At 61.2% G+C, this 23525-nt stretch carries 18 protein-coding genes and 1 riboswitch; of the genes, 8 read left to right on the top strand and 10 right to left on the bottom strand.

Features of this window, described 5'->3' with window-relative positions:
• Window positions 1-22: 22 nt before the first annotated feature.
• Window positions 23-751 carry an SIS domain-containing protein gene (locus QDY28_RS09330; RefSeq protein WP_331381410.1) on the top strand — a complete coding sequence of 243 codons (729 nt, stop codon included), beginning with the start codon at window positions 23-25 and terminating at the stop codon, window positions 749-751.
• 6 nt (window positions 752-757) lie between these two features.
• Here QDY28_RS09330 and QDY28_RS09325 read toward each other — a convergent pair whose 3' ends face one another.
• From QDY28_RS09325 to QDY28_RS09305, 5 genes are all read right to left on the bottom strand, one after another.
• Entirely contained in the window at window positions 758-3937 is a 3180-nt protein-coding gene (locus QDY28_RS09325) for an efflux RND transporter permease subunit (RefSeq protein WP_331381409.1), read from the bottom strand.
• The gene (locus tag QDY28_RS09320; RefSeq protein ID WP_331381408.1) at window positions 3934-5118 is read right to left on the bottom strand and encodes an efflux RND transporter periplasmic adaptor subunit; all 1185 of its coding nucleotides are present in this window, start codon (window positions 5116-5118) and stop codon (window positions 3934-3936) included. The genes QDY28_RS09325 and QDY28_RS09320 overlap by 4 nt, the downstream gene beginning before the upstream one ends.
• Before the next feature lie 410 nt (window positions 5119-5528).
• Complete coding sequence (locus tag QDY28_RS09315; protein ID WP_331381407.1) at window positions 5529-7358, bottom strand: ABC-F family ATP-binding cassette domain-containing protein; 1830 nt, start codon at window positions 7356-7358, stop codon at window positions 5529-5531.
• 2 nt (window positions 7359-7360) lie between these two features.
• Complete coding sequence (locus tag QDY28_RS09310) at window positions 7361-8014, bottom strand: thiamine diphosphokinase (RefSeq protein WP_331381406.1); 654 nt, start codon at window positions 8012-8014, stop codon at window positions 7361-7363.
• Between the two features lie 72 nt (window positions 8015-8086).
• On the bottom strand, window positions 8087-8614 hold the full coding sequence (locus tag QDY28_RS09305; RefSeq protein ID WP_331381405.1) for a MarR family winged helix-turn-helix transcriptional regulator: 528 nt from the start codon (window positions 8612-8614) through the stop codon (window positions 8087-8089).
• A 213-nt stretch (window positions 8615-8827) separates the two neighbouring features.
• Between QDY28_RS09305 and QDY28_RS09300 the strand changes: the two genes are divergently transcribed.
• The 7 genes from QDY28_RS09300 to QDY28_RS09270 all read left to right on the top strand — a co-directional run bounded on the left by QDY28_RS09300 (window position 8828) and on the right by QDY28_RS09270 (window position 16545).
• Window positions 8828-10363 carry an MDR family MFS transporter gene (locus QDY28_RS09300; protein ID WP_331381404.1) on the top strand — a complete coding sequence of 512 codons (1536 nt, stop codon included), beginning with the start codon at window positions 8828-8830 and terminating at the stop codon, window positions 10361-10363.
• A gap of 82 nt (window positions 10364-10445) precedes the next feature.
• A riboswitch (TPP riboswitch) is annotated at window positions 10446-10563 on the top strand.
• A 49-nt stretch (window positions 10564-10612) separates the two neighbouring features.
• Window positions 10613-11641: a thiamine ABC transporter substrate binding subunit gene (gene thiB / locus QDY28_RS09295; protein ID WP_331381403.1), complete on the top strand. Its 1029-nt coding sequence runs from the start codon at window positions 10613-10615 to the stop codon at window positions 11639-11641.
• Window positions 11642-11648: 7 nt separating this feature from the next.
• Complete coding sequence (gene thiP / locus QDY28_RS09290) at window positions 11649-13292, top strand: thiamine/thiamine pyrophosphate ABC transporter permease ThiP (RefSeq protein ID WP_331381402.1); 1644 nt, start codon at window positions 11649-11651, stop codon at window positions 13290-13292.
• Complete coding sequence (locus QDY28_RS09285; protein WP_331381401.1) at window positions 13282-14010, top strand: thiamine ABC transporter ATP-binding protein; 729 nt, start codon at window positions 13282-13284, stop codon at window positions 14008-14010. The genes thiP and QDY28_RS09285 overlap by 11 nt, the downstream gene beginning before the upstream one ends.
• 271 nt (window positions 14011-14281) lie before the next feature.
• A complete protein-coding gene (locus QDY28_RS09280; RefSeq protein ID WP_331381612.1) occupies window positions 14282-15814 on the top strand; it encodes a M48 family metalloprotease in 1533 nt (510 codons plus the stop codon).
• A 205-nt stretch (window positions 15815-16019) separates the two neighbouring features.
• A complete protein-coding gene (locus tag QDY28_RS09275; RefSeq protein WP_331381400.1) occupies window positions 16020-16271 on the top strand; it encodes a type II toxin-antitoxin system Phd/YefM family antitoxin in 252 nt (83 codons plus the stop codon).
• A 1-nt stretch (window position 16272) separates the two neighbouring features.
• Entirely contained in the window at window positions 16273-16545 is a 273-nt protein-coding gene (locus tag QDY28_RS09270; RefSeq protein WP_331381399.1) for a Txe/YoeB family addiction module toxin, read from the top strand.
• Window positions 16546-16625: 80 nt separating this feature from the next.
• On the opposite strand, the gene QDY28_RS09265 is transcribed toward QDY28_RS09270, so the two are convergent.
• The 5 genes from QDY28_RS09265 to QDY28_RS09245 all read right to left on the bottom strand — a co-directional run bounded on the left by QDY28_RS09265 (window position 16626) and on the right by QDY28_RS09245 (window position 22996).
• The gene (locus tag QDY28_RS09265; RefSeq protein ID WP_028751537.1) at window positions 16626-17489 is read right to left on the bottom strand and encodes an RNA polymerase factor sigma-32; all 864 of its coding nucleotides are present in this window, start codon (window positions 17487-17489) and stop codon (window positions 16626-16628) included.
• A 405-nt stretch (window positions 17490-17894) separates the two neighbouring features.
• Entirely contained in the window at window positions 17895-18467 is a 573-nt protein-coding gene (locus tag QDY28_RS09260; protein WP_028751538.1) for a CarD family transcriptional regulator, read from the bottom strand.
• A 401-nt stretch (window positions 18468-18868) separates the two neighbouring features.
• A complete protein-coding gene (gene fdxA / locus QDY28_RS09255; protein WP_028751539.1) occupies window positions 18869-19207 on the bottom strand; it encodes a ferredoxin FdxA in 339 nt (112 codons plus the stop codon).
• Between the two features lie 207 nt (window positions 19208-19414).
• Window positions 19415-19819, bottom strand: coding sequence for an RNA-binding S4 domain-containing protein (locus QDY28_RS09250; RefSeq protein ID WP_331381398.1), 405 nt, complete (start codon window positions 19817-19819; stop codon window positions 19415-19417).
• Between the two features lie 3 nt (window positions 19820-19822).
• On the bottom strand, window positions 19823-22996 hold the full coding sequence (locus QDY28_RS09245) for a helicase-related protein (RefSeq protein ID WP_331381397.1): 3174 nt from the start codon (window positions 22994-22996) through the stop codon (window positions 19823-19825).
• Window positions 22997-23525 lie beyond the last annotated feature (529 nt).

Below are 23525 nucleotides of genomic sequence, written 5' to 3'. Positions count from 1 at the left end.
CAGCAAACGAGAGAGGCACGGAATGACCGAAGTCACGGACAGCTATTTCTCCGCCCTCATCGGCCGGCTGGAAACCTTGCGCGAAACGCTTGCCGAGCCGATGGCGAAGGCAGCCGGTGTCATCTCAGCGGCGGCGCGCGCCGACCGACGCGTCTATGTCTTCGGCACCGGCCATTCGCACATGCTGGCGGAAGAGGTGCATTATCGCGCCGGCGGCCTAGCCTTCACCATACCCGTGCTGGTCGGCTCCGCCATGCTGCACGAAGGCGCCGTCATCAGCTCCGTCTACGAGCGCACCGAGGGTCTGATACGGCCGATTTTCGAGCGTTACGGCATGCAGCCCGGCGATGTGCTGATCATTGCTTCCAATTCCGGCGTCAACGCCGCACCGATCGAGGCGGCGGACTATGGCCGCGAGATCGGCGCGACCGTCATCGCCATTACCTCGCTCGCCTACTCCGCGGCCATTGCCAATGGCCGCCGTCGGTTGGCGGATATTGCCGACATCGTCCTCGACAATGGCCTGCCGCCGGGCGACGCCATCATCGATCTGCCGGGTAGTGATTTGAAAGTCGGGCCGGCGTCGACCGCAATCGGCGCCACGGTGCTGAACGCCATTTTCGCCGAAGTCGCCGCCGAGCTTTGCAAGGACGGCGATCCGCCGGTCTATCTCAGCGCCAACATGCCGCGCGCCAAGGAAATCAATCAGCGGCTGGTGAAAAAATACCGGCCGCGCAATCCGCATCTCTGATCGGTGTCACTGCGCCGCAGCGTCGTGGACTGACGTTTCCGTCGCGACCTCCTCCGCCTGCCTGCGCCGCTTGCGCAGCACGACGTAGAAGACAGGCGTCAGGAACAAGCCGAACAGCGTCACGCCGAGCATGCCCGAAAAGACCGCTGTGCCGAGAGATTGGCGCATTTCTGCACCGGGACCGGTGGCGATCATCAGCGGCACGACGCCGAAGATGAAGGCGAAGGCGGTCATCAGGATCGGCCGCAGGCGCAGATGGCTGGCCTCGATCGCCGCTTCGACGGCGCTCTTGCCCTCCAACTGCGCCTGGCGGGCGAATTCCACGATCAGGATCGCGTTCTTCGCCGCAAGGCCGATCAGCACGATGAGGCCGATCTGCGTCAGGATATTGTTGTCCATGCCCCTCAGATGCACGCCGATGAGCGCAGCCAGCACTGCCAGCGGTACGATCAGGATGATGGCCAGCGGCAAGATCCAGCTTTCATATTGCGCCGAAAGCGCCAGGAAGACGAAAATGACCGACAGCGCGAAGATGTAGACGGCGGTATTGCCGGTGTTCCTTTCCTGATAGGCGAGCTCGGTCCACTCGAAGGTCGTGCCCGTGGGCAGCAGGTTCTTCGCCAGTCCCTCCATCGTATCGAGCGCGCTGCCGGTCGACACACCCGGCCCCGGATTGCCCTGAAGGGGAACCGAGACATACATGTTATAGCGCTGAACGAGCGTCGGCCCGGTCGTATCCTGAATGTCGACCAGCGTGCCGAGCGGCACGAGCGCGCCGGTGGCCGATCGAACCTTCAGAGCGAGAATATCGTCTCGATCCATGCGGTATTGCTGATCCGCCTGCGCGCGCACCTGGTAGACGCGCCCAAAGGCGTTGAAGTCATTGACATAGGATGTGCCGAGATTGATCGACAAGGTCTCGAAAATATTCGGGATCGGCACGTTCAACGCCCGCGCCTTGTCGCGGTCGACCGCCAGGAAATATTGCGGGCTGTTGGCCGAGAAGGTGGTGAAGACGCCGCTGACGCCCTTGTTCTGGGCGGCGATCCCCATGAGCTGATAGGCAAGCGGGAGAATCCGGCGCATGTCGGCATTTTCCCGGTCCATGATCTGCATCTTGAAGCCGCCGGAATTGCCGACGCCGCGGATCGAAGGCGGCGGAATGGCGATGATGAAGGCTTCCTGGATGCCCTGCAGGCTGCCATAGAGCTGACCGATGATCTTGCTTGCCGTCTCGCCGCTCTTCAGTCTCTCCTCGAATGATTTGAAGGGCGTGAAGATCACGCCGGAATTCGAGGCATTCGTGAAGGTCGCGCCGTTGAAGCCGGCAAAGGCGACGGCATTTTCGATGCCCGGTGTTTTCCTGATGATCTCCGTCGCCTTCTGAATGACCGCGTTGGTGCGTGCGAGTGAGGCGCCGTCCGGAAGCTGTACGACGACGATGGCATAGCCCTGGTCCATGGTCGGGACGAAACCCTGTGGCACGATCTTGGCCATGTACCAAGTCGCGCCAAGCAGCCCGACGAAAACGATGAGAGCGCAGCCGAGCGCGACCCAGGTCGTGACGAGATGGCTGATGAGCCAGGAATAGCCGCTGCTCATCCGGTCGAAACCACGGTTGAAGCCATTGCCGAGCGCACGGCCGAAGCGCGAGAAGATGTTCGTCGATTTCTTGTGGTCGTGCGGGCGCAGCACGATCGACGCTATCGCCGGCGACAGCGTTAGTGAATTCAGGCAGGAAATCGCCGTCGCAACGGAAATCGTCACTGCGAACTGCCGGTAGAACTGCCCCGTTATGCCGGGAATGAAAGCCGTCGGCAGGAAGACGGCGATAAGCACCAGCGAAATCGCCAGCACCGCCGTGCCGACCTCGTTCATGGTCACGTGCGAGGCCTCTTTCGGCGTCATTCCGAGCGCGAGATTGCGCTCGACGTTTTCGACGACGACGATCGCATCGTCGACAACGATGCCGATGGCAAGCACCAGGCCGAATAGCGTCAGCATGTTCAGCGAGAAGCCGAAGGCGAGCAGAAAGGCGAAGGTACCGATCAGCGACACCGGGATGGCGACGATCGGAATGATCGCCGTTCGCCAGGATTGCAGGAAGACCAGCACGACGATGGCGACGAGGAGCGCTGCCTCGAAGATGGTCTTGTAGACCTCGTTGATCGATTCCGAGATGAATTCCGTCGGATTGTAGACGATGCGGTATTCGAGGCCCTGGGGGAAATCCTGTGCCAGATCCTTCATCGTCTTCTGGATATCCGCGGCGGCGGCGAGCGCATTGGTGCCCGGCCGCGAAAAGATGCCGAGCGCAACGGCAGGAGCGCCGTTCAGATAGCTGTTGGTAACATAGTCCTGCGCGCCGAGTTCGATACGCGCCACATCCTGCAACTGCACGAGCCGGCCGCTATCCGTCGCCTTGACGATGACATAGCGGAATTGCCGCGCGTCGGAAAAACGCCCCTGGGTCGTCACCGTATATTGAAAGGCGTTGGTACCCGAAATCGGCGGGCCGCCGATCGCGCCGCCCGAGACTTGCACGTTCTGATCCCGCAATGCCTGGACGATGTCGCCGGCGGTCATGCCATAGGCGGCAAGCTTTTCCGGGTCGAGCCAGATGCGCAGGGAATATTGACGCTCGCCGAAGAGCTGCACGTCGCCGACGCCGTCGAGCCTGACGAGAAGGTCGCGGATGCGCGTGCGGGCGTAGTTGGAGATATAGAGCTGATCATAGCGATTGCTTGGCGAAAGCAGATGCACGACCATCATCAGATCGGGCGAGCTTTTGACAGTGGTGATGCCGATGCGGCGGACTTCGTCCGGCAAGCGGGGTTCTGCGATGGAGACGCGGTTCTGGACCAGAACCTGCGCCTTGTCGAGATCGGTGCCGAGCTTGAAGGTGATGGTCAGCGACATAGAGCCGTCGGCGCTCGAATAGGAGGACATGTAGAGCATGTCCTCGACGCCGTTGACCTCCTGTTCGATCGGCGTTGCCACCGTATCGGCGATGGTCTGTGAATCGGCGCCTGGATAAGAGGTCCGCACCACGATCGTCGGTGGCGCTACCTCCGGATACTGCGCGACCGGAAGCTGGAAATAGGCAATGCCGCCGACGATCAGCAGCACGATGGAAAGGACCGACGCGAAAATCGGCCGGTCGACGAAGAAATGGGAAAATCTCATTGATCCGACCCCTGGGCCGAGGCTTGGGTCGGCGCCTCTTCGTTCGTCGCGTCCTGGGGTAGTTGGATCATTTGCGGCGCGACTTTGACGCCCGGCCTGATGCGTATCAACCCATTGACGACGATGGTTTCGTCGCCGGTCATGCCGCTGCGGATGACGCGGTAGCCGTAAAGCTTCGGTCCGAGCCGCACGGACTTCGGCGTCACGCTGCCATCGGCACCGACGACATAGACGACGCGCTGATCCTGATCGGCACCGATGGCCTCGTCAGGAACGAGCACTGCCTTGTAGCTGTTGGAACCAGCGACCTGGATGCGCCCGAACAGGCCGGGCTGCAGAACGAAATTCGGATTCGGGAAGCGGGCGCGGACGCGGATCGTACCGGTCTGGTTGTCAACGCGGTTTTCCGCGAAATCGAGCTTGCCCTTGAACGGTTGCTGGCGGGAGTCGGCGATCATGACAGTGACATCGAGGCCGCCGCCGCCCTGCTGCAGGGCGCTGCCGTTCTTGCGCGCTTCATCGGCATAGGAAAGCAGGCGGCGCTCGTCGACGTCGAAATAGAAATCGATCGGATCGAGCGAAACGATGGTCGTCAAAACGGTCTGGTCGGCCTGCACGAGATTGCCGACCGAAATCAGGCGCCGGTCGATGCGGCCGCTGAGCGGCGCGGTGATCTTGGTATATTCCATGTCGAGCGAGGCACGATCGACGGCCGCTTGCGCGCCGCGGACGTTCGCCTGCGCCGAGATCAGGTCACGGCGGCGGTCATCGAGATTGGACGCGGACAAGCTGCCGGTACCCGCCAATGCCTGCGTGCGCGCAAATTGCGCATCGGCATTCGTCAGGGTCGATTTCGCCACTTCCAGGGAAGCCGTGGCCTCATTCAGCGCGTTCACATAGGGCCGCTGGTCTATGACGAAGAGCAGGTCTCCCTGCTTGACTATGGTGCCGTCCTGAAAATGCACTTCCTGCAGGTAGCCGCCGATGCGCGAACGCACGGAGACCTCGTCTACCGCCTGGAAGCGCCCGATGAATTCATCGCTGTCGATGACATCGCGGACCACGGGTTTGGCGACTGTCACGGGGGCCGCGGGCGGCGCATTCTGCGCCAGCACCTGAGATCCCGGGAAAGCAGCAATTGCACAGCTCAATAATGCGACACGCGCCAGCGTCATCGGCATGGAGGCCCCCTGAACAATAAATCACCCGCGGCAAAACTGCCGCGCCAAGCGTTCGTGATGTATGCCTGCGGTCTTCCACGAAGGACCTACCGCCGCGGGGCGGCGTCATATCGTCAGGTCTCTTCGGACTTCCCCAATGCGTCGCGGATGAGTGACGATCCGCGACGTCCTCCAGCTCTAGAGCGCCGACCGTTTGCCTAAACGCAGAAGGGGCTCTGGACATTTGAACCTGGAGCATCTGTCCGCCTAGGTGATTCACCTGAAAGGGGATGCTCTAGTCCGGGACTTTCAACACAATGTATAAACCGTTTATCGAATTCGACAACAGGGAATAGCGTCGGCTGCAACCATCTGTTTTCTTTAATATAGCGATGGCGATGAAAGGTTGATGACACGGTGTGAACCGGTCTTCACCCCTCCAGCTCTTCCCGCAGCATCTCGAGCTCCAGCCATTCCTCTTCCATCTTCGTCAGGCTGGCGCGCAGCTTTTCCATCTCGGTCGCAAGCCGGTTGAAGCCGGCCGGATCTTTGGTGAAGAGGGTTGGGTCGGCCATTTTCTTTTCGCGGGCGGCGATATCTGCCTCGGCCTTCGCCATCTCCTTCGGCAGGTTTTCCAGGGCGAATTTCTGCTTGTAGGAGAGCTTGCCCTTGCCCTTCGAAGCCTCGCCGGCCGCTGACTGCGTCTCCGCTGCTTTCGGCTTCTCGGCGGCCTTTTCGGTTCGTCTACGCTCCTCGATCGCGCCCTTGCGTTGGGCGAGCATGTCGGAATAGCCGCCGGCATATTCGGTCCAGCGGCCGTCGGGCTCTTCCGGATTGGCGGGTGCGATGGTCGAGGTCACGGTGCGATCGAGGAAATCGCGATCGTGGCTGACGAGGATGACCGTGCCGTTGAAGCCGGCGACGATTTCCTGCAGCAGGTCCAGGGTCTCGATGTCGAGATCGTTGGTCGGTTCGTCGAGGATCAAGAGATTGGTCGGCCGCGACAGGATGCGCGCCAGGATCAGCCGGGCGCGCTCGCCGCCGGAAAGATTCTTCATCGGCGTACGCGCCTGTTCCGGCTGGAAGAGAAATTCCTTCATATAACCGGTGACATGCCGCTGTTCGCCGTTGACGAGCAGGTTTTCGCCGCGCCCATCCGTCAGATAATTGGCGAGCGTATCCTCCGGATTGAGGTCCTCGCGCTTCTGGTCGAGGGTGGCGATCTCCAGATTGGTGCCGAGCTTGACTGTGCCGCTATCCGGCGCCAATTGCCCGGTCAGCATCTTCAAAAGCGTCGTCTTGCCGGCACCGTTCGGGCCGACGAGACCGATGCAATCGCCGCGATGCACGCGGATCGAAAACGGCGCCACGATGATACGCTCGTCATAGGACTTGGTGATCTTCTCCGCCTCGATCACCAGCTTGCCGCTCTCCTGCGCGTCGGCCGCGGTCGCCTGCACCGTGCCCTGCGGTCCCTTGTGGCCGCGATGACGCGCGCGCATGTCCTGCAATTCGCCGAGGCGGCGCATGTTGCGCTTACGCCGAGCGGTCACGCCATACCGCAGCCAATGTTCCTCGCGTTCGATCGCCTTGCCGAGCTTGTGCTGCTCCAGCTCCTCGGCTTCCAGCACCTGGTCGCGCCAGGCCTCGAAGAAGGCGAAGCCACGATCGAGCCGCCGCGACGCACCACGGTCGAGCCAGACGGTCGCGGTCGATACTTTTTCCAGGAAGCGCCGGTCGTGCGAGATCAGCACCAGCGCGCTGCGGCTCTTCTGCAACTCGCCTTCCAGCCATTCGATGGTCGGCAGGTCGAGGTGGTTGGTCGGCTCGTCGAGCAGAAGAATATCCGGTTCCGGCGCGAGGACGCGGGCCAGAGCCGCACGGCGCGCCTCGCCGCCCGAGAGGTTCTTCGGATCTTCTTCGCCGGTCAGGCCAAGATGGGAGAGCAGATAGGTGACGCGATAGGGATCGTCGCCCGGGCCGAGCCCGGCTTCGGCATAGGCGGCGACGGTTTTGTAATCGGCAAAGTCCGGCGCTTGTTCGAGATAACGCACCGTCGACGACGGATGACGGAAGACTTCGCCGGATTGCGCCTCGACAAGGCCGGCGGCGATCTTGAGGAGGGTCGACTTGCCGGAGCCGTTGCGGCCGACGAGGCAGATCTTGTCGCCCGGCTCCACCTGCAGCCCGGCGCCGGCCAAGAGCGGCGCGCCGCCGAAGCTCAGGAAGATGTCATCGAGTTTCAGGATTGGAGGGGCCAAGATCAGACTCCGCTGAGATCATAGGGGCGGGCAAGGACGATCGCCCTGCCGCTGCCAAGCGAAAGACGCACAGGGCCTTCCGCCACATTGGAAATAGTGCGCGATGCGCCGAAAGGCAGATGGAAATCGCGCAGGGGATAGCGGGCATTGTGAATGAAAAGACCCGTCAGATCGCTGAAGCCGAGGATGGAAAACAGCGAGCCGGCCGGCAGCGCCAGTTCCAGTTCACCCGGCAGCAGCGGCACGGCCTCTTCGTCGCCGGAGGTCAGCAGCACCTCAAAACCTAATTCGGCGAGCTGAACGCCATAGAGCATATGCTGGATCGCATGGTCCGAACGTTCCCCACCCATCGCGCCGGCAAGGATCAGCCGGGTCGCGCCGCGGTCGATCGCTTCAGATATGGCGATCTCGCCGTCCGTCACCGCCTTTGCCGGCTGATAGGGCTGCCTGGGCACTTCCGGGAACGCACCGCGCAAGTCTGCCGGCGTCGAGTCGAAATCGCCCACCCAGACTTCGGGAGTCACATTGAGTGCAACGGCATGGCGCATGCCGCCATCCGCCGCGATGAACCGGCTACCGGCGACCGCCGCGCACAGCCGGTCTGTCAGACGAAGCTCGCCGCCGAGAAGGATGGTGAAGATGGTGGATTGGCTCATGTGCCAAGCCCATAGCGCAAAGACGCGTCCGTAGGGAAGAGCGCTGTTGGCAAGAACGGCGGTGTTAGCCGCTCAGCCGTCCGTTTCCTTGATGCGCGCCTGGAAAACCCGCTCGTAACCGCCAACGAACCGATCGAACAGCAGCGAGAAAGTCTCAATATCCTCCGCCGGCCAGTCGGCAATGATGCTCTCGATGACCGAAAATTTCTGCGCCTGGATCTCGGCGAGCAATCTTTGGCCAAGAGCGGTGAGCACGACGACGATGCGTCGCGCATCGGCCTGCGAGGCCTTGCGACGCAGCACGCCGCGAGTGACCATCTCAGCGACGATACGGCTTGCCCGTGAAGGATCGATGCGCAGGATCTCGGCGATCGTACCGACGGTTACTTCGCCGGCCTCTTCCGCGCGCCTCACGGCATCGATGACGTCGAGATGCGAAAGCTCCAGGCCCGGCGCGACGTTCTGGATGGCAAGCCGGCCGATCATCCGGCGGCCCGTCATCAGGCGCATGCGGGTCATCACCTGTCCGATGCGCAGCAGGTTTTCGTCTTCGGGCAGCGGCGAGGCTTCAACTTCTCGTGTGTTCGTTGCTGTTGTCATTATTCCAACATATCAGAGACGGACAGAAATTGAAATATGCAGACAGCATTCACTTGCCATTGACAGTTATATGCTGATAGCACATATGTTGTTACGGAACATCCGCTTTCGAAGACCTCTCGAAAACGCCGTGTTCCGCATTCAGGAACCGGGGCGTTCCCATGCGTTCGGTCGGACGCATAGCGTTTCGGGCAAGCTCGGATTTCTCGTTCCATGGATATGCAAATTGCGCACGCGCCACTCGTGGCGGATCATCGCCGCCGGCTTATTCTCTTCTTTTTCCTGATGACCGCCATGTTCATGGCAACCCTTGACAACCAGATCGTCTCGACGGCGCTGCCGACCATCGTCGGAGAATTCGGGCATTTGGAACGCTTCGGCTGGATCGGCTCGGCCTATCTGCTGGCGCTTTCCGCCTCGATGCCCGTCTACGGCAAGTTCGGTGACCTCTTCGGCCGCAAATATGTGATGATGACCGCAATTGCGATCTTCACCATCGGCTCGGCTGTCTGCGGCCTTGCGGTATCGATGAACACGTTGATCGCCGCCCGCGTGCTGCAGGGTCTCGGCGGCGGCGGCATTTTGGTGTCGATCTTCGCCGTCAACGCCGATCTCTTCGAGCCGCGTGAACGCGCCCGTTATCAGAGCTATTCCAGCCCGGTGCTCATGGCCTCCGGCGCCATTGGCCCCGTCCTCGGCGGCACGATGAGCGACCTCTTCGGCTGGCGCTCGATTTTTCTCGTCAACGTACCGATCGGCTTCATCGTTCTGGCCGGCCTCGCCTTCATGCTGCCCTACCGCAAACCGGCCCGCAAGCCGAAGATCGACTATGCCGGTGCGCTCCTGCTGGCGCTGACGACCACCAGCATCGTGCTCGCCGCCGATGGCACCGAGCTTTTCGGTTCGCTGCTCTCGCCGCAATGCCTCGGCATCATCGCCTTCGGTGCGCTTTGTGCGCTGGCCTGGGTCTCCGTCGAACGCCGCGCACCAGAGCCGATCGTACCGATGACGCTTTTCCGCAACCCAACCTTCGGCCTGCTGCTGATCATCTCGGTCACCAGCGGCGCGGTCGCGATCGGCATGGTCAATTACTTCGCGCTCTTCCTGCAGACGACGACCGGCCTGTCGCCCTCCATGGCCGGCCTGCTGTTCATACTCTTGACCGGCGGCATCGTCTGCGGTTCGCTTTCGGCTGGCCGGCTGATCTCGGCTAGGGGCCGCTACAAGCCCTTCGCCATCGCCAGCGCGGCCTGCAGCACCATCGCCTTCGCCACGCTGGCGCAGGTTCATGCCGGCACGCCGATCTTTTTCATCGGCGCCCTGATGCTGCTGCACGGCATCGGCATCGGTCTGGCACAGCAGGTCCCCGTCATCGGCGTACAGAATGCCGCGGCGAGGGGTGATGTCGGGGCTGCCACCGGCGCCGTAACGCTCTCGCGGATGGGCGGCGCCTCGATCGCCATTTCCATCTACGGCGCCATCATCGCCGCCAAGCTCGGCAATGTCGGCGTCTCCATTCCCGGAGTCTCCAACATCGAGGAACTGACGCCGAAGATGATGGCGGCTCTGCCGGACGCCACACGCGAAGCCGTCGCCAATGCCTATGCGAGCGCCTTCAGCCCGCTGTTCATGACGGCGGCCGCCATCTGCTTCCTCGGCCTGCTGACGGCGATCACATTGAAGAACGTGCAATTGCCCGGCGCCGCCAAGAAGCTCGACAGCCAGGCGGCCGCGCACGCCGCCGAGTAAGACGCGTCCTGCAATCGACAAGGGAATCATTTCCCCCTTCTTTATCCCCTTGTCATCGCTCCGTCACAGGACTAAACCTGCCAACGCTCTAACGGGGTGCCTTATGTCATTCAACGACATCTGGCTGAGAGGCTTTCACCGGCCAACCCGCGGAACCTGATCCGGCTAACACCGGCGGAGGGATTAGACGCGTGACAAAATCATAGCGCCCTTTTCCCGTTCAAGACAAACCAACGAGGAGGCGCTGTCATGCCCAACCGATCGCTGTTATCACTGTTTGCCGGCGTGGCTCTCGCCGCCGCTGCAACGCTTTTTGCCGCCCAGGACTCCGAGGCCGCCGACAAGACGCTCACCATCTACACCTATGAGAGCTTCACCGCCGACTGGGGTCCGGGCGCCAAGGTCAAGGCCGCTTTCGAGAAGACCTGCGGCTGCACGGTCAATTACGTCAGCGTCACCGACGGCGTGGCGCTGCTTTCCCGCCTGAAGTTGGAAGGCACGGGCACGAAGGCCGACGTCGTTCTCGGCCTCGATACCAACCTCGTCGACGAAGCCAAGGACACCGGGCTGTTCGACGCGAGCGGCATAGACACATCGGGCCTCAAGGTCCCCGGCGATTTCAAGGACGACGTCTTCGTTCCCTACGACTACGGCCATTTTGCCGTCGTCTACGACACGCAGGCGATTAAGAACCCACCGAAGAGCATGAAGGATCTGGTCGAAGGCGATCCGTCGCAGAAGATCGTCATCGAGGATCCCCGTACCTCGACGCCGGGTCTCGGCCTGCTGCTCTGGGTCAAGTCGGTCTACGGCGACAAGGCGGCCGATGCCTGGGCGAAGCTCAAGGGTCGCATCCTCACCGTGACGCCCGGCTGGTCGGAAGCCTACGATCTCTTCACCAAGGGCGAAGCGCCGATGGTGCTCTCCTACACGACATCGCCGGCCTATCACATGATCACGGACAAGACCGACCGCTATCAGGCAGCGGCCTTCTCCGAGGGTCACTACATCCAGATCGAAGTCGCCGGCCTGATCAAGTCGTCGCCGAACAAGGAGCTTGCCCGCGACTTCCTGAAATTCATGGTTTCGCCCGGCTTTCAGGACACGATTTCCACCAACAATTGGATGATGCCGGTCTCGGCCACGTCCGAGCCGCTGCCGGACGCCTTCAGCAAGCTGGTCGTCCCGTCGAAGACCTTCCTGATGAGCCCCGATGTGGTCGAGAAGAACCGCAAGATCTGGATCGACGAATGGCTGGCCGCCACCAGCACGAACTGACATCTGGATGATATTGACGGCGCCCGAGAGAAGACGTGCCATTGCCGGCGGGGCCTTCAGCCTCGTCGGCATCGTGTTTTTCATCGGCCTTGCCACCGCCACCCTGCTTGCCGCCGGCATCAAATCCGCCGGCGGCAATCCGCTCACCGATCCCTATCTTCTGCGCGTGCTTCGCTTCACCCTGCTGCAGGCAACGCTGTCCACCCTGCTTTCCGTTGTTCTCGCAATTCCCGTCGCCCGCGCGCTGGCGCGCCAGCCTCGCTTTCCCGGCCGGCTCTGGCTGATCCGGCTGATGGCTATTCCGATGGGCCTGCCGGTATTGATCGGCGCGCTCGGTCTGCTCGGCATCTGGGGGCGTCAGGGCATTTTAAACCAGGCGCTGACGGGGCTTGGCCTGGCACAGCCGGTCAGCATCTACGGGCTGACGGGCATCCTGCTGGCGCACGTCTTCTTCAACCTGCCGCTGGCTGTCCGCCTGATGCTTGCTGGGCTGGAACGTGTGCCGGCGGAATATTGGCTGATGGCCGGCGGGCTCGGCATGCGCCCGGCCTCCGTCTTCCGTTTCATCGAATGGCCAATACTGCGCGGCCTCATTCCCGGCATCGCCGGCCTGATCTTCATGCTCTGCGCCACCAGTTTCACGCTGGTGCTGATCTTGGGTGGCGGCCCGGCCGCGACCACGCTCGAAGTGGCGATCTATCAGGCACTGCGCTTCGATTTCGACCCGGGCCGCGCCGTGGCCCTATCCCTCCTGCAGATCTTGGTAACTGCCGCCATCTTAGGCGCGATGGCCTTGCTTCAAGCGCCGGACGATCACGGACTGACGGCCGGCCGCGCCGTGCGGCGCATCGACGGCACCTTGCCCGCCGCTAAACTGGCCGATAGTGTGCTGCTTCTGCTCGCCACCCTGTTCATCGGCCTGCCGCTCGCCTCGGTGGTCGTCACCGGCCTGAAGGCAGATCTTCTCAGGCTTCTCGGCCAGACGATCTTCCTGCAGGCGACCTTGACCAGCCTCGCAATCGCGCTTGCCGCCGGCATCTTGGCGGTCCTGGTCTCCTTCGCCATCATCCGCGCCCGCGCGGCTATATCGGCCGAGCGCAGGAAAGTGCCGAGCCTGCGGGGTCTGGCCGTTGCCTTGAGCGGCACGTCCTCTCTCGTTTTGCTGGTGCCGCCGATCGTGCTGGCGACCGGATGGTTTCTGGCACTCAGGCTGTTTGGCGATCCCGCCCGCTTTGCCGCGCTTCTGATCGTCGTCATCAACGCTCTCATGGCGCTTCCCTTCGTCATCCGCGTCATCGAGCCGGCCCATGCCGTCCATCGCCGCCGCACCGAGCGTTTGGCGGCAAGTCTCGGCCTTCAGGGTCTCGCACGGGTGCGGCTGGTCGACTGGCCCGGGCTGCGCAAGCCGCTTTTTACGGCGCTCTCCTTCGCCATGGCGCTATCGCTCGGCGATCTCGGCGCCATCGCCCTCTTCGGCTCCGATAGCCTGATGACGCTGCCCTGGCTGGTCTACAGCAAGCTCGGCAGCTATCGCACCAATGACGCAGACGGACTTGCTTTCATCCTGGGGCTGATATGTCTTCTCCTGACCATCGCCGGCACGGCCGGCCAAGGCACGCATGAGCACGAAAGCAAGCAGGATGAGCGATAATCAGGGCACGGCGGCACGAGGCATCGCGATGACCGGTGTCGAATTGCGGCTCGGCACGCATGATTTCCGCTTCGATTGCGAACTGCCGCAGGGCCGGATCATCGCCATCACGGGTCCGTCCGGATCTGGAAAATCCACCTTCCTCAATCTGCTCGCCGGCTTCGAGACGCCGGACCGTGGCCGCATCATGCTTGCCGGACAGGATGTCACCAAGCTGCATCCCTCCGAACGGCCGGTGTCGCTGGTTTTTCAGGACAACAATCTCTTTGCCCATCTCGATCTCTTCACCAATGTCGGACTTGGCATCAGTCCGTCGCTGAAGCTCTCCGCAGATGATCGGCAAAGGATTTCGCAGGCTCTGGCCCGCGTCGGGCTAGCCGGCTTCGACAGGCGCATGCCCGGCACACTCTCCGGCGGCGAGCGACAACGGGCTGCCTTTGCCCGGGCGCTGGTGCGCGATAAGCCGATCCTGTTGCTGGACGAGCCCTTCGCCGCGCTCGATCCCGGCCTGCGCTCCGGCATGGCCGAGCTTTTGTCGGCGCTTCATCGGGAGACCGGCAATACGGTGCTGATCGTCTCGCACGACCCGGCCGAAGTTCGCCGTCTCGCCGACCATGCCGTCTTCATCGATGGCGGAACCATCCCGCTTTCCGCTCCCATCGACCGTTTCCTGAAACAGGACGGCATTCCGGCGCTGACCACATTTTTGCAGCATTGAGTGCGTCGCAGCATTTTGCTGCCTGTTTTGCCTTAATTTCGTCGTGGCGAGCGGCTGAAAGTCCTGGCATATGCTTGCCAAAATACAACGCTGCCACAATTAAACGGAGTCTCGCTATGCAACTGCTGCCGAAATCGGCTACAGCAAAGGGCGTAGACCATCCGGGTGAACTCAGGTTTGACCGTGGTGGATGCAACCTTTGACGAAGCACGGCGATGATCGGCCCGGTCATGATCAACCAGGTTTGACGCGCAGCCAGTATGGCAGCGAAATGAGTGGGACACAGGCACTGAAGCAGAGCAAGCACGCAGAACGAAGGATCAACGCGATTGTCGCGGCCCATGCGCGCCGCCTTACTGCGATCCTCGTTGCCGCGACGGTGCTCAACGGTTGCCAGTCGGTGCTGGATCAATCCTACAAGCCGAATGTTTCGCCGTCGGCCAGTCCGCAGATCGTTTCCGAAGTGCAGAAAAACGATCCGCGCGCGCAGATGGGCGCCCGCGAGCATCCCCGCATTCTTGCGAGCTATGGCGGCGAGTACAAGGATGCCAGGACCGAGCGTCTTGTCGCCCGCATTGCCGGCGCGCTGACCAGCGTGTCGGAAAATCCGCAGCAATCCTATCGCATCACCATTTTGAATTCGCCGTCGATCAATGCCTTCGCGCTGCCCGGCGGCTATCTCTACGTGACCCGCGGCCTGCTCGCCCTTGCCAACGATGCTTCGGAAGTGGCCGCCGTGCTGTCGCATGAGATGGCGCACGTCACCGCCAACCACGGTATCGAGCGTCAGAAGCGCGAAGAGGCCGAAGTCATCGCCAGCCGTGTCGTCTCGGAAGTTCTGTCGAGCGATCTTGCCGGCAAGCAGGCGCTTGCGCGCGGCAAACTGCGACTCGCCGCCTTCTCCCGCCAGCAGGAACTGCAAGCCGACGAAATCGGCATCCGCACGCTCGGCCAGGCCGGCTACGACCCTTATGCGGCAGCCCGCTTCCTCAATGCGATGGAAGACTACAGCCATTTCATGTCGGCCAATTCCGACGCCGACCAGAGCCTGGACTTCCTGTCGAGCCACCCGAGCACGCCGCAGCGCATTGATCTTGCCAAGATGCATGCCCGCGAATTCGGCGAGGAAGGCAAGGTCGGCGATACCGGCCGCGATTATTACCTCAACGGCATCGACGGCCTGCTTTACGGCGACAGTCCGGAAGAAGGCTATGTGCGCGGTCAGACTTTCCTGCACGGCGGCCTTGGTATTCGCTTCGACGTGCCGCCCGATTTTCACATCGACAACAAGGTCGAGGCGGTCATGGCGACCGGGCCCGGCGACATCGCCGTCCGCTTCGACGGCGTGGCCGACAGCCAGAATCAGAATCTGACCAATTATATTTCCAGCGGCTGGGTCACCGGGCTCGATCCCTCGACCATCAAGCCCATCACCGTCAACGGCATGGACGCGGCCACTGCGCGAGCCTCGGCCGATCGCTGGGATTTCGACGTCACCGTTATCCGCGACCGCTCGCAGATCTTCCGCTTCCTGACGGCCGTGCCGAAAGGCAATACCGCCGCGCTCCAGCAGACGGCCGACGTGCTTCGCTCAAGTTTCCGGCACATGACGCCGGAGGAGGCCTCCTCACTGAAGCCGCTGCGCGTCCGGGTCGTCACGGTCAAAGGCGGCGACAACATCACCACGCTCGCCGCCCGCATGATGGGCACCGACCGCAAGCTCGATCTCTTCAAGCTGATCAACGCCTTGCCGACGGGTGCAACGGTTGCGCCCGGCGACAGGGTAAAAATTATTTCGGAATAATCGGATTGTCCCGCCTTTGCCCCGCCGGAGGGGCCGCGTACAGAGCGCGGTTTGGAGCACCTTGCCCGCCAAACCGCTTTTTTGCTGGCGCTGAAGACTGTCCGAACTATGCCCTCGCGCCCTCGCGCCGTGTATTGGCCTCGCTTGACTTTTCAAGGAATCTGTACGCATATCCGTACATACGATAACTGAGAAAGGATGCTCGATGGCACACGTTCGTTTGACGGAGTTCCGGCAGAACATCGCAACCTATTTTGATCAGGTTCTATCTTCTCGGGCTCCTCTGCTGGTGACCCGTCAAGGTTCCGAAGCAATGGTTTTGGTTGCCGAGGGCGAGTACGAGAGCATGCAAGAGACGCTACACCTGCTTTCGACGCCCGCTAATTCTGCCCGGCTACGCGACAGTATCGAACAGCTTCGCAAGGGGCAGGCGATAGAGAGCGATCCAACTCTCTGACATGAAGTTGCTGTGGACCCCGAATTCCTGGGAAGAATACGAATACTGGCAGAAAAACGACCAGAAGATGGTCGAGAAAATCAACGAACTGCTTAGGGATGCAAAAAGATCACCCTTCAAAGGTCTGGGCAAGCCAGAGCCACTGAAGGGCGATCTATCCGGATTTTGGTCAAGACGCATCCTCGGAGAGCATCGACTCGTGTATTGCGTCACAGGCAAGGATTCGGATCAGCGGCTGGAAATCATCCAGTGCCGGTTTCACTACGAAAAATAATTTCTGGCGCGTTCCAAGTGATGGTGACGATCCGAAAGAGCGCGCAGCGTCGTGGGAGCCGCCACCGAAATGCGGCTATATCAAGCATAGCTCGCCATGCGCGGATCGGCGTCCACCAGTGCGCTGCGGAGTTTCTCCATGGCGCGGCTTTCGATCTGGCGCACGCGTTCCTTGGAAATGCCGAGGTCGGCACCCAGTTCCTCCAGCGTCGCACCATCCTCCACCAGGCGGCGTGCGCGAATGATCTTCATTTCACGCTCGTTGAGGTGCTTCAAGGCTGAAGCCAGCCAGACGCGGCGCCGCTCGCCGTCGATCATGTTGGAAACCTGTTCATCCGGCAGGGGCTCGTCGCTGATCAGGAAATCCATGCGTTCGGCGCTTTCGGCATCCCCGGAAATCGACGGCGCCTGCAAGGACGCATCATTGCTGGAAAGGCGCGCATCCATCGTCTGCACATCGGCAAGGCTAACGCCAAGCGCGACGGCGATTTCCTCATGGATGGATTGCACCGTGACGCCGGTATTGCCCCTGGCCAGCTTGGCACGCAAGCGGCGGAGATTGAAGAACAGCGCCTTCTGCGCCGAGCTTGTGCCTCCGCGTACGATGGACCAGTTGCGGAGAATGTAGTCCTGGATCGAAGCGCGGATCCACCAGCTTGCATAGGTCGAAAACCGTACTTCCCGTTCCGGTTCGAACCTTGCCGCCGCCTCCAGGAGACCTACATAGCCTTCCTGTACCAGATCGCTCATCGGCAAGCCGAAATTGCGGAATTTGCCCGCCATCGAAATAACGAGGCGCATGTGGGCTGTGGCGATCTTGTTGCGAGCGCCGCGGTCGTCGTGATCCTTCCAGCGGATGGCGAGATCGTGCTCTTCGTCACGGCCGAGATAGGGAGCGGCCATCGCGATCTTAATCATACGCCGATCTGCAGACATATTCTTCATATGCATATCCCCTAATCCTGCCCCAAAATCGTCTCTGTGCCACGGTCAACGCAAAAGGCAGCAAACATCATGTCCGGACATTGCTGCGCCGGTGAAAATCTATGAATGGAATTCAATTGGAGGCCGATCTCCGGATATCCGACAATCGGTTACGGATCTAATTCGGCTGCACCGAAACGACCTAGCGAACGAAGTGGCTTCAGATCGCCGGGAAATTTCCAATCAAAATGCATGGGGTCCGGTCCTCGTGAACGTTAAGGGAAGCGGCTGGGCGAGAAACTCACATCACGAGAATGCGCGCACCAGCCGCGAATACGAGGCATAAACGCGGCAGACCAAAAAAGGTTCCAAGAAAAAACCCGGCGCGAGGCCGGGTTTTTTGGATGTGGTATATGGCCTCTGGCCTTATGCGGCTTCGTCCTGGGAATCGTCTTCTTCGACGACCTTGCCGCGTTTCGGGCCTTTGTTCAGATTAACTTCGACGAGGCGAACGGCCTCGGTTTCCGACATCTTGTTGACGGCGGCAATTTCGCGCGCCATGCGATCAAGTGCAGCTTCATAGAGCTGGCGTTCGGAATAGGACTGCTCAGGCTGGTTCTCAGCGCGATAAAGATCGCGAACCACCTCGGCAATCGAGATCAGATCGCCGGAATTGATCTTGGCATCATATTCCTGGGCGCGGCGCGACCACATGGTGCGCTTGACGCGAGCCTTGCCCTGGACAACCTTGAGCGCCCGATCGACGAAATCCGTCTCGGAAAGCTTACGCATTCCGATGCTCATGGCCTTTGCCACAGGCACCTTCAGACGCATCTTGTCTTTTTCGAAGTCGATTACAAAAAGCTCAAGCTTCATGCCTGCGACTTCTTGCTCTTCAATGGCGGTGATCGTACCAACACCGTGGGCGGGGTACACGATCGATTCACCGGTCTTGAAGCCATGGCGTGCTGCTGAAGGTTTTTTCTGCTGGATCGTCATTCTTTTCAAAAACTCCCTGTTACGCACCCAGCGTGAGCCGGGGCCGGGTCAGTCAGGCCCGGTTGAGACGGAAGCACCGTCGGGGTGACTTCATCCTGGTCCAGCCAGACGCGTGCAAAAAGAAATCCGTTCATCGCGATCACAGACCCCGACAATTCAAAACTTTGATATGTCAAGGAAACCGCGTACGGATTTGTTATTTGCTTTCGTGATGGTTTGGGGCACGCGAAATGCCGCAGTGGATCAGTGTGAGGAAGCTATCACAAAAATCTGACTAAATCAATAATTTGCTTTACGCACACCAAAAGCGGCGACGTCGACCGCTCCTGCAGCCGACGGTAATGATTCGTCTTCAAGGCTTATCGACTACACCTTTATCGATGGCCTGTCACGACCTTCAATCAGTCACCGGAACCAGGGTTGGTCGAGAAATATTTCTCGAACTTGCCCTGTTCGCCGTCCATTTCCTTGGCTTCGGGAAGAGGATCGCGCTTGACCGTGATGTTCGGCCAGATCGATGCATAATCTGCATTGATTTTCAGCCACTTGTCGAGGCCCGGCTCGGTGTCCGGCTTGATCGCCTCGGCAGGACATTCGGGCTCGCAAACGCCGCAATCGATGCATTCGTCGGGGTGGATGACGAGAAAGTTCTCACCTTCGTAGAAGCAGTCGACAGGGCAGACTTCCACGCAGTCGGTGTATTTGCAGCGAACGCAATTGTCGGTCACGACATATGTCATGAAGCACTCCAGGAATGTCTCTCGTTTCCGTGGATGCGCAACCTGGAACGTCGCGCCTTTCCCTCGGAAGCCGGCAGGCAAGCGCATGCGCTAAGCGCAGGCATGCCGACCGGCTGGTTACCAGCGGGTTGACCGTGAGGTATCGACTTTACCGGCCAATTTCAAGGGATAAACAATCTCAAAAGCATGGAGAGCGGGCAGAGTTTTCTAATCGTCCTCGGAGGTCAGGCGGTCGATGGCGCGCCGGTCGCGTTTCGTCGGTCGTCCGCTGCCCGGCGCTCGGAGCGCCTGCTCAAAGGGGGTGAGACGTTTTGTCTCATCCGGCGGCGGTGTCAAATCCTCATAAAGCAGCTTCGCCTCTTCGAAAGGACCTCTCCGCGAGCCCGGCTGACGGACAATCAGGACGACGTCGCGCCACTCCAGCGAGAGCTCGACCCGGTCGCCAGCCTTGACGCCATAGCTCGGCTGCACGACCCGCTCGCCGTTCACCCGCACGCTGCCGTTCTGGACATAGACCTGCGCCAGCGAGCGGGATTTCACCATGCGGGCAAAGAACAGCCATTTGTCGATGCGCTGACGCGAACCGGAAGATGGCTGCTTTTCGTCCGTCATGGCTTATTTCTTCATCTGCTCCTTGAGGGCTGCGAGCTTGGCGAAAGGAGAATCCGGATCGATCGGCTTTTCCTTGCGCGGCGGCTTGGCCTCGAAACGCAGCGGCTGCGAAGCGCCGCGATTGTTGCGGTCGTTCCGGTCATTGCGATCGTTGCGCTCTTTCCGCTCGCCGCGGTCCTGGCGATCGGAGCGGTTGCCCTGATGCTGCGGACGGCCGCCGTCGCGATTGCCGCGCGGTCCCTTGTTGTCGCCGCGAGCCTCGCGCCCTTCGCGATTGTCCCGGCCTTCACGGTTGCCGTTGCCGCTCGCTTGCTGCTCGTCGCTGCCGTTGCGGCGGTTGCCATGATGACCGCGTCCCTCGCCCTGATGGCCGCGGCGATCGCCATGACCGCGTCCGCCCTGACGCTGCTGATTGTCGCTGCGTCCGCCAAGACGCCAAAGAAGGACCGGCTTCGGTTCGACCGCCTCGGCGGCGACGACATCGGCGCCCGCGAGCTCGGTCGCAGCCTCGGCGGCTTCCGCCGGCTCGGCAGCTACGGCCGGCTCAGCCGGAGCTTGCGCTGCGGCAACCGCATCCTGGGCGACGGTTTCGACTTCCGTAGCCGGCTCATCGCTGGTGCCATCGGCATCGTCGTGATCGGCCTTGTCGGCGGCGGCCTCTGCAGCCTGTGTTGCTGCAGGTGCCGAGGAGGCATCCTGCTGCGAGAGGAAGGTTGCAGCGTCTTCGGCCTTCACCGCGTCGGCCCGGTAGCCGAGACCCTTCAGGATCTCTTCCATATCTTCCAGCGTCGCGCCGAGGATGGACAGCATCGCCGTCGTCGTCGTGAAGCGGCGGCCGTCATAAGCACCTTCCGGACGAGACGCCTGGCCGGGCTTCCACTGCAGCAGCGGACGGATGATATCCGCCAGCCGCTCGAGAATATCGATGCGCACAGCGCGCTTGCCGAGGAAACGGAAGCCGGCAAGCTTGTAGAACATGCGCTCGAAAGTCGGATCGGTGACCACGGAGGTGCGGCCTGCCGCCAGAACCGGGATCAGGTCGCCATAGCCCGGCTTGTCAAGGCCGTCATTCTTCAACGCCCAAAGCAGGGTGATGAGCTCGGCCGGCGCCGGCTTCAGCAGGGCGGGCACGAAAATGTGGTAGGCGCCGAAGCGGACGCCGTAGCGGCGCATCGAGGCGCGCGCGTCCTGATCCAGCGACTTAACCTCTTCCGTGACGTCGCGGCGGAAGAGCACGCCGAGATTTTCGACGAGCTGGAAGGCCAGACCCTTGGCAAGACCCTGCAGATCTTCGGCGCGCGACAGATCGTCGAGCGGTTTCAGCACCGTGCTGACATGATGGTTCACGAAGCGCTCGATGCGAGCGGCGACATGGTCGCGCGCATTGCCCGTCAACTGCTCGTCAGCCAGCAGGATGACGCGCGGACGCATGACATGATCGCTGCCCGAGAGCCGCGCCACGGGATCGCCGAGCCAACGGACGAGGCCATCCGCACTGATCGCCAGATCGCTGTTGCCGGCCGCATGGATGCGGGCGGCGCGCGCCTCGAACTCCAGCGCCAGCGCCTTTTGAGAGGCCGTCTGGACAGCCTTGGCGTCCGGCCCCTCGGTTCCCGCGATAGGCGTGAACCGGAATCCGGTCAACTGTCCCACATGATGCCCCTCGACGAAGACATCCCCATTCACACTGATTTCAGCTTCCAGCATCGCATTCTCTCTCAGGCGCTTCATGAGCACAGATGTCCTGCGATCAACAAAGCGTTTCGTCAACCTCTCATGTAACGCGTCAGACAATCGATCTTCGATTTCCCGCGTCTTTTCTTGCCAGTGTGTCGGATCGGCAAGCCAACCGGGCCGGTTCGACACATAGGTCCAAGTCCTTATCTGCGCGATTCGCGCCGAAAGCGTGTCGATTTCGCCATCCGTCCGATCGGCGCGATGCACCTGTTCGGCCAGGAAGTCCTCTTTTACCGTGCCATAGCGTACAAGGTCGGAAAAGAGGGTGGCGATGAGATCGGCATGCTGGGCGGGCGTAATCCGCCGATAGTCCGGAAGCGCACAGGCTTCCCATAATTTTTCCACTCGCTCCGGAGTATTGGCGAGATCGGAAATCTCCAGATCGCGCGACAGATATTCCAGCGCCTGCTGATCGACTGCCGGCAGCGCGCGCGTCAGGCCCTGAACGCGCGGCGCGCTCTCGAGGCTCGCGCGCAGCGATGCGATCGAGGAAAAATCGAAGTCCTTTGAGCGCCATTGTAGCACTTTAACCGTATCGAACTCGTGACCCTCGATGCGTCGCACCAATTCGTCGTCGAAGGGATCGACGTGGCCCGTCACACCAAAAGTGCCGTCCTTCAGATGGCGGCCGGCGCGGCCGGCGATCTGGCCGAGTTCGCCCGGATTGAGCTTGCGGAACTGATAGCCGTCGAACTTGCGATCCTGGGCAAAGGCCACATGATCGACATCGAGATTAAGTCCCATGCCGATCGCATCGGTCGCGACGAGATATTCAACATCGCCCGCCTGATAAAGAGCGACCTGTGCGTTGCGGGTACGCGGGCTGAGCGCGCCGAGGACAACAGCCGCTCCGCCGCGCTGGCGGCGGATGAGTTCGGCGATAGCATAGACTTCGTCGGCGGAGAAGGCGACGATCGCCGTGCGCTGCGGCAGGCGGGTGATCTTCTTTTGCCCGGCATAGAAGAGATGGGAGAGCCGGGGGCGCTCGACGACGGTGATCCCCGGCAAGAGCTGCTCGAGGATCGGCCGCATCGTGCCGGCGCCAAGCAGCAGCGTCTCGTCACGCCCGCGCAAATGCAAAATGCGGTCGGTAAAGATATGGCCCCGCTCGAGATCGCCGGCGAGCTGTACTTCGTCGATGGCGACGAAAGATGCCCGCGTGTCGCGCGGCATGGCTTCGACGGTGCAGACGGAATAACGCGCATTCGGCGGCGAAATCTTCTCCTCGCCGGTGACCAGCGCGACATTCTGCGCCCCGACCTTCTCGACGACACGGGTATAGACCTCGCGCGCCAGCAGCCGCAGCGGCAGGCCGATGACGCCGTTCCCATGCGCTACCATGCGCTCGATGGCATAATGGGTTTTGCCTGTATTGGTGGGTCCGAGCACCGCGGTCACGCCGCGTCCGCTCAGGATCATTGGCTGCGAAGTCTGAGTCATAGGTCCATGCATGGGCGAGAAACCACTGTCTTCCGATCAGCAAGGTCCCCAAGGAAGAGAAGAAGAGATGACGACCATATGTGACAAAGGCAAGACCTGAATGAAAAAACAACGGCCGCAATATGCGATTTTATTTCCGGCAGGTTCAACCAAGAGCTACATTCTCCCTACATCCCACACGAGTCCCGACGAGTCGGGAACAGCTTGAGAACGAATCGGCGACGAATCGCTGACTCCATTCAGTTCCCTTTATGTTCACCACTATATGTGGATTTCGCTCTGCGAAAGTCCACCAGATCGTGAATCGGATTTTTCTGCTTTTTTTATGTGAACTGGCGGACAAACGTCGAATCCAGCGGAAGGGCAGGCGCGTTTGCGAACATGGTTAACCTTTTGTAAACGTCGCCGAATTTCACAACGCATGCCGCGACCGACTTCCCATTAAGATTCGGGCCAAAGCCGGAACGAATTGGCGACGAATCGCTGACTTCCCTCAATTCCGCATTTGTTCTCCACAATATCTAGCGTC

Source organism: Rhizobium sp. BR 362 (assembly GCF_036528765.1).
In the GTDB taxonomy this organism is placed as follows: domain Bacteria; phylum Pseudomonadota; class Alphaproteobacteria; order Rhizobiales; family Rhizobiaceae; genus Rhizobium.
This window is presented reverse-complemented; position numbering and strand designations above follow the sequence as displayed.

What these genes read in the sequence shown, in the direction of transcription:
- QDY28_RS09330 (WP_331381410.1), top strand. Translation starts at nt 23, where the DNA reads ATGACCGAAGTCACGGACAGCTATTTCTCCGCCCTCATCGGCCGGCTG.
- QDY28_RS09325 (WP_331381409.1), bottom strand. Translation starts at nt 3,937, where the DNA reads ATGAGATTTTCCCATTTCTTCGTCGACCGGCCGATTTTCGCGTCGGTC.
- QDY28_RS09320 (WP_331381408.1), bottom strand. Translation starts at nt 5,118, where the DNA reads ATGCCGATGACGCTGGCGCGTGTCGCATTATTGAGCTGTGCAATTGCT.
- QDY28_RS09310 (WP_331381406.1), bottom strand. Translation starts at nt 8,014, where the DNA reads ATGAGCCAATCCACCATCTTCACCATCCTTCTCGGCGGCGAGCTTCGT.
- QDY28_RS09305 (WP_331381405.1), bottom strand. Translation starts at nt 8,614, where the DNA reads ATGACAACAGCAACGAACACACGAGAAGTTGAAGCCTCGCCGCTGCCC.
- QDY28_RS09300 (WP_331381404.1), top strand. Translation starts at nt 8,828, where the DNA reads ATGGATATGCAAATTGCGCACGCGCCACTCGTGGCGGATCATCGCCGC.
- thiB (WP_331381403.1), top strand. Translation starts at nt 10,613, where the DNA reads ATGCCCAACCGATCGCTGTTATCACTGTTTGCCGGCGTGGCTCTCGCC.
- thiP (WP_331381402.1), top strand. Translation starts at nt 11,649, where the DNA reads ATGATATTGACGGCGCCCGAGAGAAGACGTGCCATTGCCGGCGGGGCC.
- QDY28_RS09285 (WP_331381401.1), top strand. Translation starts at nt 13,282, where the DNA reads ATGAGCGATAATCAGGGCACGGCGGCACGAGGCATCGCGATGACCGGT.
- QDY28_RS09280 (WP_331381612.1), top strand. Translation starts at nt 14,282, where the DNA reads ATGAGTGGGACACAGGCACTGAAGCAGAGCAAGCACGCAGAACGAAGG.
- QDY28_RS09275 (WP_331381400.1), top strand. Translation starts at nt 16,020, where the DNA reads ATGGCACACGTTCGTTTGACGGAGTTCCGGCAGAACATCGCAACCTAT.
- QDY28_RS09270 (WP_331381399.1), top strand. Translation starts at nt 16,273, where the DNA reads ATGAAGTTGCTGTGGACCCCGAATTCCTGGGAAGAATACGAATACTGG.
- QDY28_RS09265 (WP_028751537.1), bottom strand. Translation starts at nt 17,489, where the DNA reads ATGAAGAATATGTCTGCAGATCGGCGTATGATTAAGATCGCGATGGCC.
- QDY28_RS09260 (WP_028751538.1), bottom strand. Translation starts at nt 18,467, where the DNA reads ATGACGATCCAGCAGAAAAAACCTTCAGCAGCACGCCATGGCTTCAAG.
- fdxA (WP_028751539.1), bottom strand. Translation starts at nt 19,207, where the DNA reads ATGACATATGTCGTGACCGACAATTGCGTTCGCTGCAAATACACCGAC.
- QDY28_RS09250 (WP_331381398.1), bottom strand. Translation starts at nt 19,819, where the DNA reads ATGACGGACGAAAAGCAGCCATCTTCCGGTTCGCGTCAGCGCATCGAC.
- QDY28_RS09245 (WP_331381397.1), bottom strand. Translation starts at nt 22,996, where the DNA reads ATGACTCAGACTTCGCAGCCAATGATCCTGAGCGGACGCGGCGTGACC.